The organism is Lysinibacillus sp. 38-6 (assembly GCF_046245175.1).
GTDB lineage: Bacteria > Bacillota > Bacilli > Bacillales_A > Planococcaceae > Lysinibacillus.
In genome coordinates, this window is the sequence record NZ_CP176417.1 from 4,200,509 (window position 1) to 4,214,422 (window position 13,914).

The 13,914-nt window shown below is 40.6% G+C and carries 10 protein-coding genes; 9 read left to right on the forward strand and 1 reads right to left on the reverse strand.

Features of this window, described 5'->3' with window-relative positions; genetic code table 11:
• Window positions 1-58 precede the first annotated feature (58 nt).
• From ACKVEV_RS21015 to ACKVEV_RS21055, 9 genes are all read left to right on the forward strand, one after another.
• Window positions 59-943, forward strand: coding sequence for a LysR family transcriptional regulator (locus ACKVEV_RS21015; RefSeq protein ID WP_409370601.1), 885 nt, complete (start codon window positions 59-61; stop codon window positions 941-943).
• A gap of 415 nt (window positions 944-1,358) precedes the next feature.
• A complete protein-coding gene (locus tag ACKVEV_RS21020) occupies window positions 1,359-3,749 on the forward strand; it encodes a hypothetical protein (protein WP_409368154.1) in 2,391 nt (796 codons plus the stop codon).
• Complete coding sequence (locus tag ACKVEV_RS21025; protein ID WP_409368155.1) at window positions 3,749-4,684, forward strand: ABC transporter ATP-binding protein; 936 nt, start codon at window positions 3,749-3,751, stop codon at window positions 4,682-4,684. The genes ACKVEV_RS21020 and ACKVEV_RS21025 overlap by 1 nt, the downstream gene beginning before the upstream one ends.
• The gene (locus ACKVEV_RS21030; protein WP_409368156.1) at window positions 4,681-5,526 is read left to right on the forward strand and encodes an ABC transporter permease; all 846 of its coding nucleotides are present in this window, start codon (window positions 4,681-4,683) and stop codon (window positions 5,524-5,526) included. Before ACKVEV_RS21025 ends, ACKVEV_RS21030 begins: the two co-directional genes overlap by 4 nt.
• A gap of 12 nt (window positions 5,527-5,538) precedes the next feature.
• Window positions 5,539-6,981 carry a hypothetical protein gene (locus ACKVEV_RS21035; RefSeq protein ID WP_409368157.1) on the forward strand — a complete coding sequence of 481 codons (1,443 nt, stop codon included), beginning with the start codon at window positions 5,539-5,541 and terminating at the stop codon, window positions 6,979-6,981.
• An 11-nt stretch (window positions 6,982-6,992) separates the two neighbouring features.
• Window positions 6,993-7,988, forward strand: a complete 996-nt coding sequence (locus ACKVEV_RS21040) for an AAA family ATPase (RefSeq protein WP_409368158.1) — start codon at window positions 6,993-6,995, stop codon at window positions 7,986-7,988.
• A complete protein-coding gene (locus ACKVEV_RS21045; RefSeq protein ID WP_409368159.1) occupies window positions 7,985-8,857 on the forward strand; it encodes a DUF58 domain-containing protein in 873 nt (290 codons plus the stop codon). Before ACKVEV_RS21040 ends, ACKVEV_RS21045 begins: the two co-directional genes overlap by 4 nt.
• A gap of 11 nt (window positions 8,858-8,868) precedes the next feature.
• Entirely contained in the window at window positions 8,869-10,614 is a 1,746-nt protein-coding gene (locus ACKVEV_RS21050) for a vWA domain-containing protein (protein WP_409368160.1), read from the forward strand.
• Window positions 10,598-13,195, forward strand: coding sequence for a VWA domain-containing protein (locus ACKVEV_RS21055; protein ID WP_409368161.1), 2,598 nt, complete (start codon window positions 10,598-10,600; stop codon window positions 13,193-13,195). The genes ACKVEV_RS21050 and ACKVEV_RS21055 overlap by 17 nt, the downstream gene beginning before the upstream one ends.
• A gap of 32 nt (window positions 13,196-13,227) precedes the next feature.
• Here ACKVEV_RS21055 and thiW read toward each other — a convergent pair whose 3' ends face one another.
• Window positions 13,228-13,731 (reverse strand): energy coupling factor transporter S component ThiW, encoded by a 504-nt coding sequence (gene thiW / locus ACKVEV_RS21060; RefSeq protein WP_409368162.1) that lies wholly within the window; start codon window positions 13,729-13,731, stop codon window positions 13,228-13,230.
• Between the last annotated feature and the right edge of the window lie 183 nt (window positions 13,732-13,914).

The following is a 13,914-nucleotide window of genomic DNA, read 5'->3' on the forward strand; positions in this document are numbered from 1 at the left end:
GGACTCAGATGAAAATCATGAAGTCCCCCTTTACTTGTATTGGAGGTTTAGGTAATTGATGGCAACAGAAGCGGAAATCTTGAAAGTTTTAGCTGAGGAACGCAATATGCGAAAAGCAGCGGAGCGGTTGTTTTTATCGCAGCCGGCACTTTCACAACGGTTGCAATCGATTGAAAAGGATTGGGGTGCACAGCTTTTTATTCGTTCCCAAAAGGGACTTACAGCAACACCAGCTGGGGAGCATGTGATAGCTTATGCAACAGACATGCTAGCGAAAAAAGAAGAAATTTTTGAAATGATTCAATCTTTAACGACGAAAGTGAACGGGACATTGAAAATTGCCTGTGCCTCCATTGTTGGACAAAACTGGCTCCCGAAAATATTAAAAGATTTTGTCACAAAATATCCAGAGGCTAAAATCTCACTGATGACGGGATGGAGCTCGGAAATTGTTAAAGCTTTGTACGAAGGAGAGGCGCATGTCGGAATTGTGCGCGGGCAGGTCGATTGGAAAGGGGAAAAGATTCATCTTTTCAGAGATACACTGTACTTAGTAGATCAGGAGTTAAAAACAGTTGAAGATGTGTTAACGACAGATCGTCCATTTATTCAATTCAAAAGCGATTCCAATTATTATCAGGAAATTCAACAATGGTGGCAGCAGCATTTTGCATCAAATCCTCGACGACAAATTTTAGTGGATCAAATTGAGATTTGCAAGCAGATGGCGTTAAATGGCATAGGCTACGCTATTTTACCTTCCATTACATTAAATGAGCATGATAATATTCATAAAATCGCTTTAACTAACGATGAGAAAGAATTTGGCTTAACGCGTGATACATGGTTAATTGGCTATGAGTCTTCTTTCGAATTGCGACAAGTAGAGGCATTTGTAGAAGTTGTGCAAGATCATGCCCGTTGCTTGTTTGACTATAAATAAATAGCACCATGCAAAGTGTTAGATTGACCGCAATCAATCTAACACTTTTTGTTATGCATATTTCTTTGGCTATTAATAATATTTCAGCAAATACCACTAGTTGATGGTAGCGAAGACGGTGACTCCTGCGGGAACGCACACAGCGTAAGACGCAACAAGCCGCGCGCTAGCGAGGGTTGCGGCTTACGTGTGTGCCCGCGGAAAGCACCGTCGTAGCGGACATCAACGGCAAAGTAAAATTTATTATGAACACCTATGCACCTGCTCCAAAATTAAAAGACTTTGCCCAAGTATCGCTCCCTAAATCTTAAGAGTTTATGAATATTCATGAAGATATCATAAGAAATGGAACAAAATGCCCTGTAAAACGTATAATTATGTAATAATCTTAAAGTAAGAAAAAGGGGTTGAGCTTTTGAAGAAAATAAATATTACAGCACTATTATTACTAGTAATGCTTGTTATGAGCTATGCTCTGCCTATTGCTGAGGCAAGTGCCGCGCCTACATTAGAGGTACAAGCTAAGGCAGGCATTACAGGAAAGGCTAAATACGAATCGGTGACACCATTGCAAGTAACGGTCAAAAACAATGGTGCGGACTTTTCTGGCGATATGGCGATTAATACCTTTAATTCCTATCAGGTAGCATCAGCACTAGTCATACCAATCGATATAGCTGCTGGTGAAGAAAAAACATTTACGCTTTATTTAGACGGTCTAGCAGATTATGGCTATTCTGATGACGATGTATTTGCCTTTTATGAGGGAAGTATTGAAAAAGGGAAAAAAGTTGCTTATAAAGGAACAAAACGTTTGCAGGCTAATTTTTTAGAAGCAAACTCCATATTTATTTATACGCTAACAGAAAAAAGTGACCGTTTATCCTCCTATTTGCGCTTATCTCAATTTATGCCATCCAATAAGGTTGAAGTCTTTCATTTAAATCAACTAAAGGATTATACATTACCTGATGTTGCGCAAGGCTTTGCCATGGCCAATGTGATTGCGGTAGATGAAATGGCCATTGCTGATCTATCACAAAAACAACAAGAAGCACTATTAACTTGGGTACAAGATGGCGGTACATTATTACTTGGTGGCTCTGAGCAAATTAATGCAACAGCAGGCATTTTTAAAGAATATTTACCACTAACGTTATCCCAACAAACGACGAGCGTCTCCGCAGAAAGTTTAAAAAACGTATCTGGAGGCGGTAATTTTACACAAGCCATTACGGTTTATACAGCAACAGAAAATGAAGGAAGTATTCCAGTATTAAAAGATAATACTAGCATTTTAGCTGCCAAGAAAAAGATTGGTAGTGGGGAAATTGTGCAAACGACATTTTCGTTAGGTGATGAGCCTTTAGCGTCAATGGATGGCTATGCGGCATTGACAGCCAAAATGCTAGACCTTCAAACGAAGGGGCAGCAAACAGTGATGCAAGGTCAATCGACAATGGATCAACTTTCTTATGAATTAGGTAGTATTAATGAGCTATTCCCATCATTTGAAGTATCTGTTAGCTATATGCTTATCGTTATTATTCTTTATATTTTAGTAATAGGTCCACTCCTGTACTTTGTATTAAAGAAAATGGATAAGCGAGAGCATGCATGGTGGGTAATCCCTGCTATTTCGGTTGTGCTTTCCATATTACTGTTTATCGTTGGGGCAAAAGATCGTATTGTCCAGCCGCAAGTACAACAATCAGCATTTTATAAAGTAAATGAAGATAGCAGCTTAAATGGCTATTATGTTGAATCGATTTTAACTAATCGCGGTGGTGATTTTGTTGTCAATACAGACAAATCGACGACTGCACTAGCATTTCGTAATAACTATAATCTTTCCGGAACAACAGGTGCATTACATGAATCCTCGTATATAAAAGAGAACGCCAATGGATCTACGCTAACATTACGTGATTTAAGCTACTGGTCAGTTCAATCATTTGGAGGCAAAACATCTGCTCAAAATATTGGCAAAATGGATATAGATCTAACATTAAAAGATGAAAAGCTTACAGGGACAGTGAAAAATAACTTCCCATTTGTTTTGAAGGATGTCACGGTTATCTCAGGTACAAAAGAAGTGAAGCTTGGCGATATCGAACCAAATGCTACACTAAATGTGGACAAAGAGATTAAAACGGCAATGCTGCAAAAGCCTACAAACTTTAATAATTATAATTATGATTATCCAAAAACAAAGGAAGAGGTTGACCCACTTCGGATTGACCGCATGAAATCGCAAGCACTACTTTTAGTAGAAAATGACAAACAACCTGTTATTACTGCTTGGGCGGAACAAGCAATCGTTGGCGTAGAACTTGAAACAAGTGTGAAGATGTCGCCAATTTCTTACTTCATACAGCCTTTTAATGGGAAAGTTGAAATGTCCGGTCCATTTACGATGAAACGCAATAACTTTTCCTATAATTTGAGCGCACAATCGTCCAATGCCTATTTTGATAAGATGGATGAACAACTGAATACTTGGTACTTGTCAGACGGTTTATATGAACTATCTATCGAGTTGCCAGATCATTTTATGGACTTCGTTCAATCTTTAAATGAACTGACAATTGCGAATAAAGATGTGAAACGGATGCAGTTATCTATTTGGAACAATACAACAGAAGAGTACGAGCCATTAGTTGATACGAAACAGGTGTTTTCAAATAATATTACCCAATATTTCAATGATAAAGGTGAGCTTCGTTTAGAAATAAAATTTGGACCAGACCAAACGGGCGAGCAGACAAAATTACCTGACATTGAGCTGAAAGGAGTGGCGAAGTAATGATAGAGATTCGTGATTTAACAAAAAAATATGGCTCCTTCACAGCACTAGATCATTTAAATCTGTCACTGGAGGAAGGGGTAGTATTTGGTTTTGTAGGTGCCAATGGTGCTGGTAAATCAACGACGTTTTCAATTTTAGCAACATTGTTATCCCCAACTTCAGGCGATGCACTCATCAATGGAAAAAGTGTTATCAAGGAACCGAAGGAAGTGCGTAAACAAATTGGCTACATGCCTGATTTCTTTGGTGTGTATGACCAACTAAAAGTAGATGAGTATTTGGAGTTTTATGGTGCTAGTTATGGCATTGCAGCACAGGAGCGTAAAGTGCTCATACCGCAGTTACTAGAGCTCGTTAATTTAACGAGTAAACGTTATGAATATGTCGATTTATTATCACGAGGAATGAAGCAACGTCTATGTTTAGCGCGTGCCCTTATCCATGATCCAAAGGTGTTAATTTTAGATGAGCCTGCATCAGGTTTAGATCCACGTGCTCGTGTAGAAATGCGTGATATTTTACGAAACTTAAAATCGATGGGAAAAACGATATTAATCTCCTCGCATATTTTGCCGGAGCTAGCGGAAATGTGTGATGAAATTGGTGTTATTGATAATGGTAAACTCATTGCACATGGCAATGTCGCTTCCATTCAAGCCCAGTTACAAGGAGAAAAGCGCATTGTCATAAAGGTTGTGGAGCGCTTACAGGAAATACGTGCGTTTTTAGAAGAAGATCCACTCATTTCTGCTATCGATGTAATGGATAATCGGATGGAAATTGCTTTTAATTACCGTGGCACAGATCGTGATCAAATCATGTTGCTGAAAAAAGCAATGCTGGCGGATCTACCAATTTATGCACTAACTGAGGAAGAAAAAGATTTAGAGGATGTCTTTATGGCGATTACGAAGGGAGCGGACAGTCAATGATGGAAAGATTTTATAATCCGGTACTCGTAAAAGAATTGAAGTTACGCTTCCGTTCTTTTAAAAGTTTTTCAGGTTTAATGTTTTATTTAGCGGTCATTTGTATTTTTATCGCAGGCTTTTTGCTTTTGACAACTGAATTTACAGGCAAAGGCTTCTTTAGACCTGATACAAGCTTTATGATGTTTGCTGTATTGACCATTTTACAAATGGCACTCGTGCTTTTCATTACACCAAGTTTAACTGCAGGAGCAATTAGCAGTGAACGAGAAAAGCAAACGTTAAATATATTACTGACAACAACGCAAAGCTCGACACAGATTGTCATAGGTAAATTATTATCGTCCGTAGCGTTTTTAGTATTGATGTTAATCGCAGGGCTACCGTTATATAGTTTAGTATTTTTATTTGGTGGGGTATCACCTGCCCAACTCATTTCAATCTTTTTATTTTACTTAGTAACCGTAGTGGCAATTGGTAGCATTGGTGTCATGTTCTCAACGATTACGAAGAGAACAATTGTTGCAATGATCGCGACGTATGGCTCTATTATTTTCTTAGGAGGAATTACGGCATTTTTCTTCTTCCTATCAATGGCATTCCACCAAATGGGCAATACAGCGGCTGCTAGTTCGTCCTTTATGACTTACTTCTGGGCTTCGATTAATCCAGGAGCTTTAATGCTAACCCTTATTTCACCATCTATGGGAGATGCATTAGTCGAAATTAGTGGGATTGAAATACCGGTATGGATAACTTATTTAATCATTTATTTATTCATTATTGTCTTAACATTAACGATTGCGATTAAGAAATTACGTGCCAATATGAAAAGTAATCGATGAGGAGGAAACAGCATGGAGCGTCGGAAGCAATTACGCAAATATATTCAACGTGCACAACGCAGTTTAACGTTTGAGAGAAGCCTACCTATAGCACAGTACGGATTGTTTTTAGCATTGCTTTCGAGTGCCTCTCTAGTCCTCGTTTCTAGGCTCTTTGTTTGGCCTTATTATCGCCAAATTGCACTAGCTGTTTTTCTTCTAGGCTTACTTGCTACCATCGTTTTCATATGGTGGCAACGGGTGAAAGAGAAAGAAGCGTTGCATGCACTGGATCAATATTTCTCCCATAATGAACTGGTAACGGCATTATCGTTTAAAGATGATGGAGATCCGCTAGTGCAATCATTACTTGCAAAAGCCATCTACAAGTCGGAACAAGCATTTGCTCAATTTAAAGCGCGAAAGAAAAAATTGTTTCGGCCAAAAGCGTTCGTTGGCTTATTTGCCACAGCTGTTATTTTAGCCATCCTTTATATGTTCCCAGCAGCAACACAAATGCAAGCGATTGAAGTAGAAAAAGAAAAAGCTGTTATTGAGGACATAAAAAAAGAAGTGGCCAAGCTTGAAAAAAAAGCTGAGACAAAAGAAGTGAAAGAGCAATTAAAGGAATTGCAAAATACGTTAAAAGAAGCACAAACAGCGGAAGAAGCATTACGAGAAGTTGTGAAAAAGCAGAAAGAATTAGCGTTAAAAGAACAGCAATTAAAAGATAAGCAAACGGCGAGTAAAGATGGGGCTACCGACAATAACGCATTGTCTAAAGAGGAACTCGAACAATTGAACGAGCTAGCTCAAATGCAGCAACAGCTTACACAAAGTGCAAATACAACACAAACTGCGATGAGCAATTTAGGAAAACCAGCAAGTAACACATTACAAAATGCCATTGCAAGTGCGAATAGCGCAAATAATAATCAACAGTCTTCTGGAAACGCTCAGTCAAGTAATCAACAAGGGCAAGCAGGACAGCAAGGACAAAATGGTGGGCAACAAGCAACAGGCAACGGGCAATCCAAAGGCAATCAGCAAGGCCAAGGACAGGGGCAAGGGCAAGGAAAAGGTCAAGGTCAAGGACAAGGTCAAGGTCAAGGACAAGGACAAGGTCAAGGTCAAGGTCAAGGACAAGGACAAGGACAAGGACAAGCCAATGGGTCAGGCTCTGGTTCTGGTTTAGGACAAGGTGCAGGAAGAGGTCAAGGTGGCCGCGATTTATTAACGACTCCTAGAATTGGCGGTTCAAGTGACACGACTGTCGATAGCGGTCAATTAGGTGATGGGTCGCATGTGTCCGAGCAACAAGGGAATGGACCAATTACGAAAGGCTCTATCCGACCGTATGAAGAAGTGATTGGCTCCTATAAAGATAGCTATTTAGAAAGCTCTGAGCGTTTACAATTGCCGAAGGATTTACAACATGTCGTGCAATCTTATTTCACGACCATTGAGTCGCAGTAGGAGGAAAAGAAATGGCATTTACAGAACAACAGTATGTCGAAATGGGTACGAAATTACAACAAGTAAAAAATGAAATTCATCGTTTTATTGTTGGACAAGAGGAAGCGATTGATTACACTTTATATGCCGTGCTTGCAGACGGTCATGCGCTTTTAGAAGGGCTTCCGGGCTTAGGGAAAACCATGCTTATTCGGACGATTTCTGAAGTGCTGGATTTATCGTTTTCACGAATTCAATTCACACCGGACTTAATGCCTGCTGATATTACAGGAACAAGCATGATTGAGCGTACAGCAGATGGTAGACAGCAATTTACATTCCAGCCAGGACCCATTTTTAGTCAAATGGTATTAGCGGATGAAATTAACCGTGCTACACCGAAAACGCAAAGTGCCTTACTTGAAGCAATGGGAGAAAAAACGGTGACCATTTTAGGTGATACGAAAAAAATGGCAAAACCATTTTTCGTATTAGCTACGCAAAATCCAATTGAAATGGAAGGAACATATCCGTTGCCAGAAGCGCAAATGGACCGTTTCCTTTGTAAAATACTTGTACCATATCCTGAGAAACGTGAGCTAATGGAAATTATGAAACGTACAACAGGTGCACAAGAAGTGAGCTTACAAAAAGTATTAGATACAGATGGATTAATTTTGGCACAGCAAATGGTGAAGGAAGTGCTGATTGCTGATGAAATGCTCGAGTTTGCCGCTGATTTAATTGTGGCAACACATCCTGAAAGAGCAGATGCCATCGATGAAGTACAGCACTATGTATTGTATGGCAGTGGCCCTCGTGGCTTACAAAGCTTAATTAAATTAGCAAAGGCGAGAGCATTGATGAGTGGGCGTTTTCATGTCTCTGTCGGGGATATTAAGTCAGTGGCGAAGCCTGTATTACGTCACCGCATGTTGTTGAATTATGAAGGGGAGGCTTCAGGTAAAACAGCAGATGATGTGATAGACACAATTTTAGAGAAAGTACAACAAGGCGTAAGTCGATGACAAAACATATTTTGCCCGAAGATTGGTTAGCGAAAATAAGTCGTTTCCAAGTGGCGACTGCCTCCAAATTGCGTGGCCAGCATAAAGGCTCGCATCGTTCGCAGCGCTTTGGGGCATCCCTCGATTTCTCCGATTTCCGCGAATATCATTTAGGTGATGACGTGCGACAAGTAGATTGGAACGTCTATGCAAGAACCGATAAATATTTTATTAAACGTTTTTTAGATGAACAAGAAATGCGCGTGCATATTTTGTTAGATACAACAAAATCAATGGGTGAGCGCGCAAAATGGACGTTTGCTCGGCAAATTGTGGCGTCACTTGGTTTAATGGTACTTGGGCGTGATGACCGTTTATCGTTTTCGTATGTGCAAGATGACTTGCTACCACCATTTCGACGGAAAGGGGCTATGTATCGTCGCGCCTTTTTGCAAGTGGTATCAGCTATTGAAGAGGCAAACTATACAGCTGGATTTGCCCAAGGTGCCTTAAAAGCTATACCGAAGGATAGTACGGTGCTATTTATCGTGACGGACGGGCTTGAACCGATTGAGGAATGGCAACAGTTATTAAAAAGATTGCCCCGTTTTGCAGGGGATGTTCGCATCGTTCAAATTGTTACAGAGGAGGAACTATCTCCTCAATATTCAGGTGATGTGCGGTTACTTGATCGGGAAACAGCGCGTGATGTCAATGTCACGATGTCAGCCAAAGTACTTAATACGTATGAGGCAAGACGTCGCCAACACGAAGAGGAGTTTGAAGCAATTTGTCGTCGCTTTGGCGTACGTAAGTTGCAGCTCAAAGTGGAAGATGGTTTACAGCATGCGATTTTTCAACAATTTCTGAAAGCACATTGGATTAGGTGAGGTGAGCCGTTTTGGGCTTTAGTCAAATTATTTTTAGCTGGACGGCCATCATCCCGGTCATTGTCCTGCTCTATTATTTCTTTCGAAAAAAATATACCGATCAAACGGTGTCTTCCACACTTTTTTGGTATGAAATTATGCAAGAAACGCGTGTATCTCCATATTTAAAGCATTTACAAAAAAATGCCTTACTTTATTTGCAATTGCTTGCATTGCTTCTATTCGTGCTAGCATTGATGAATCCTTATATGAAAAAAAGCACGATTGCTGGCGCGCAGACGATATTTATCGTGGATACGTCCGCTACAATGCTAGCTGGTAAAGAACAATCTACTTTTGATGCACATAAAAAAGAAATGCTGGCATTAGTTGAACAACTGGATGGACGACCTGTCACGTTAATTACAACGGGCAACTCACCACAAGCAGTTTTACAACAGGAAACAAGTGCAAAAAGTATTGAAAAAGCAATCCAAGATTTACACGTAACATATGAAACAGCGCAAATAAATAAGGCACTTGATGTTGCACAAGCTTTTGTCGGCGATACGCCAACATCTATTTATGTCTTTACAGATACACTCGATAAAAAACAATTGCCAATGGAAAAAGATTCAGTGAAATGGCTTGTTTATGGTTCTGAGAAAGATTTAACGAATGTGGCCATTACACGTTTTGCCGCTACGACAGACGGTAAATCTACAATGGCATTAGTGCAGTTACAAAATGATTCGAACGAAGAACATAAGCTGACCCTTACACTGCAAAATAGTCAAGGGGAAGTAGTTATAGAGGAGCAACTATCTTTGGCTGGCGATGAGGCGACTACGAAAACATTTAAAGATTTACCATTAATCGATACGCTAACAGCTACCATTGATGTGGCAGATCATTATGCAGTTGATAATAGTCAATCAGTCGTGTTGCAAACAGCTACATCCAATATCGTCGTCGATCAAAACATGCACCAACTAATTCAAAAAGGCTTCCAATCGATCAATGGTCATGTCAAAATTGTACCCGCCTTACAGCTAGCAGATAACCAGAATGCTACCATCGTGACAAACCAAACGTCATTACTACAAAAAATGGACAGACCTATTGTGTTTTTTGGGCGCGATGATGTTGAAAAAAAAGAAATCAATGGTGAAGTAAAAACAACGAGCGATGCTTTATTTGCATTTAGTGACTTAAACGATATTTATGTAAGTGCTGTATATCCAGCGTTTGATAATTATAAAACAATTGCCACAGTAGGCGATCTACCATTTATTCAACGTTCTCCACAAGGGGATATTATCGTCCTCGCTGATATTGCGGATACAGATTGGCCGTTATATCCTTCCTTCCCATTATTTTTATGGAGTGTGGAACAACAATTATCTGAATCAGTAGGCTCACTTGGCATTTTCGCACCGAATGAGCAGCGTGCAGTTGCGTTATCTCAAGGAGATTGGAGCATCTACTCTCAGGATGATGAATTTTTATCGACCATTCGTAATGGATTATTAACGGCTCCAATGCAACCAGGTATTTATACAGCTCGTTCAAATAGCGAAGAAAAACGTTTTATCGTGCAACTCCAGGCTCCTGAACGTGTGATTGCACAAGGGACAAGCTATACGCTTGGAGAGCTCCAGCAAAATGGCAAGGAAGAAGTATCAAAGGCTTCGTATGTCCCTTGGCTAATACTGATTATTTTATGTTTACTTGTAGCAGAGTGGGAGGTGCAACGACGTCGTGGATTTACGAATTGATACACCATTAGCGTTATTGCTATTACTGCCATTGTTTCTGTACTTTGGATGGACTTATTGGCGAGAGCGTATGCGCCTGAAAAAAAGTCATCTTGTTGTGATGAGCATTCGCGTAGTAGCAGTCGGTTGTTTAGTCTTTGCACTGGCGGCACCTTATATTTTACTACCTGTAAAGGAAGAGCAAGTACTATATTTAGTGGACCGTTCTGCTTCGATGACTAGCACTGAAGCAGAAATGACAAGTTTTATTGAGGAAAGTTTAAAAGCGAAAAAGGATGAACAACTTGCAGGGATTTATTCTTTTTCATCAACGCTTCAAACCGAAGCGATGTTATCAAAATCGCTAACGGAAGTTCCGAAATTTACGGAGATAAAAGATATAGATCAAACAAATATTGAGCAAAGTGTTCAGCTCGCAACAGGGATTATCGATCCGAAAAAGGCAACAAGACTTGTCGTACTAACGGACGCCAATGAAACACAAGGCAATGCGCTTGAATTTGCAACAAAGCTAAAAGGTTCCAATATTAGCGTAGATATTGTGCCTTTCTGGCAACGTGTCACAAATGATGTTTCGCTGACAAGCTTTGTTACACCACAAGTAGCGTACGTTGGCGAGCAACAGCAACTTGTTACGGAAGTGAATGCAACGGCGGCTGGTCAAGGTGAATTATTACTGTACGAAAATGATAAGTTAATTCATCGTGAAAATGTGGAGCTTACACAAGGTTCCAATGTTTTTACGTATAAACATACCGCAACTGCAGAAGGGCTCGTAAAATATGAGGCTCTTGTGCAAGTTGGTGAGGATGCTATTTTTGAAAATAATAAATTAACAAGTGTGACGATGGTGCAAAGTGAGCCACATCTACTCATTGTTAACGGCTATGATACGGCATCACCGATTGCTGCAGCTCTAGGGTCAAATGCCATTTCCTATGATGTGATCGATGCAGCAAGTTTGCCAAATGAGCTTTCTAGCTATTTGCAATATAACGCGATTATTTTTGATAATGTGCCCGGCCATGTAGTCGGCGAAGCAAAGATGAGCGTCATAGAGCAGGCAGTGAAAAACTTTGGTGTGGGATTCACAATGGTTGGTGGAGAAAATAGCTTCGGCTTGGGTGGCTATTTTAAAACGCCAATTGAAACATTATTACCTGTAGAGATGGAGATAAAGGGCAAAGAGCAATTGCCATCGCTAGGACTCGTTATTGTACTGGACCGTTCCGGTAGTATGTATGGCTCAAAATTAGAGCTTGCCAAAGAAGCGGCAGCTCGTTCGGTTGAAATGTTACGTGATGAGGATACGCTTGGCTTTATCGCCTTTGATGATCGTCCTTGGGAAATTATCGAAACGGCACCACTCGGCAATAAAGAAGAGGCAGTTGATACGATTTTATCGGTGACGCCAGGCGGTGGTACAGAAATATATAGTTCGCTTGCAGCGGCATACGATAGTTTAGCTAACTTAAAATTGCAACGAAAACATATTATATTACTGACAGATGGACAGTCACAATCGGGCAACTACGAGGATTTAATTGAAACTGGGAAGGAACAAGGAATAACACTATCCACCGTTGCGATTGGGCAAGATGCTGATGGCAATTTACTGCAATCTTTAAGTGAAATGGGTAGTGGTCGTTTCTATGATGTAATTGATGAACAGACGATTCCTTCCATTTTGTCACGTGAGACAGCGATGATTTCACGTACTTATATAGAAGATAATCCATTTTATCCGACCATTTATAATGCATCTGGATGGAATCCATTATTTGCAAATGGTGTGCCTCAAATGAATGCCTATATTGGTACGACAGCGAAGCAGGGCGCTGCGGTCATTGCAGAAAGCGAGAAAGAAGATCCCGTATTGGCACAATGGCAATATGGACTTGGCAAAACGTTTGCTTTTACATCCGATTCAACGGGGAAATGGACTGGAGACTGGGCAAGATGGCAGAATTGGGGGACATTTTGGCAAACCATCATTTCGCAAATGCTACCAAGCTATAATGATGTGGCCTATGATGTACGACTCGATTCAGATGGTTCATTTATTATCACAGATCCGACAAATGAAGCGGCCTTTTTAGATATTGTTGCTGTTGATGAAGCCGGCGAGGAACTTGATTTACAGCTTGAAACCATTTCTGCTTCGCAAGTACGAGCAGTTGTCCAAGCGAAACCAGGTTTAATCTTTTTCCGTATTGCTGACGAAGAGCAAGCCATTTATCAGGCAGGTCTTAGTGTACCGTACAGTGCTGAATACGAATTACGTCCTTTTAATGAAACCATTGCTGAAGAACTAACGAAGCAAACGGGCGGCTCTATCTTAAAAGAACCATCACAAGTGTTCCGTGATTTCACCAACAAAGGAGCGGAGCGCCAAAATATTGCAACTTGGTTGCTACTAGCAGGGATGTTATTATTCTTTATTGATATAACTATTCGTCGCTTCGGTTGGGGCTTTATGACAAGGCATAAACAAAAAGAAAAGCCTGTAGAAGATACTACTATACAGGCGGAAGACACAAATGTTGCACAGTTATTAAAAGGCATGAAAAAACGCCCTTAACAAAAACGATAGTACAGCGCGAGAAGCGGGTACTATCGTTTTTTCTGTTTCGTAAATGCTAGGGACGTTGCGCTTTTTTGTAGATTGCTAGCAACGATCATGCCGAGCATTGCGCCAATAACACTAGATGTCAGAAAGGCAGGCATAAAAAATAAGGCTCCTACAGTCGTCCCCATCAATAGTTGGGCATAAGGGACAGCGACAAGTGAGGCAAGGATACCTGTGCCGAATACTTCACCAGCACCAGCCAGCCATTTTTTGCCGCTGTATTGATAGGCATAGGCTGCACATACTGCACCGATAACGCTTCCTGGAATCGCTAAAAGAGAGCCCGTACCAGTTAGTATTCGAATAATGGCTGTTATGAAAGCAACGATAATGGTTGGTACTGGTCCCAGTAGAATGGCACTGATGACGTTAATAGCATGTTGGACAGGATAAGCACGAGCAATGCCTGTTGGGATGGAAATAACAGTAGAACCCGCTACTGCAATGGCTACTAATAAAGCCATAGTGGTTAGTTTTCGAATAGACATGATGATTACTCCTTTTCGTTTTGTACGATGAATCGCGGATAAAGCAGAGCAAATCGCTGATAGAACCTGATGAATCGCGGATAAAGCAGAGCAAATCGCTGATAGAACCTGATGAATCGCGGGTAAAACCGCACAAATCGCCGATAGAACTTGCCTGATGGATACAAAAAAGCCGCTTCCTTC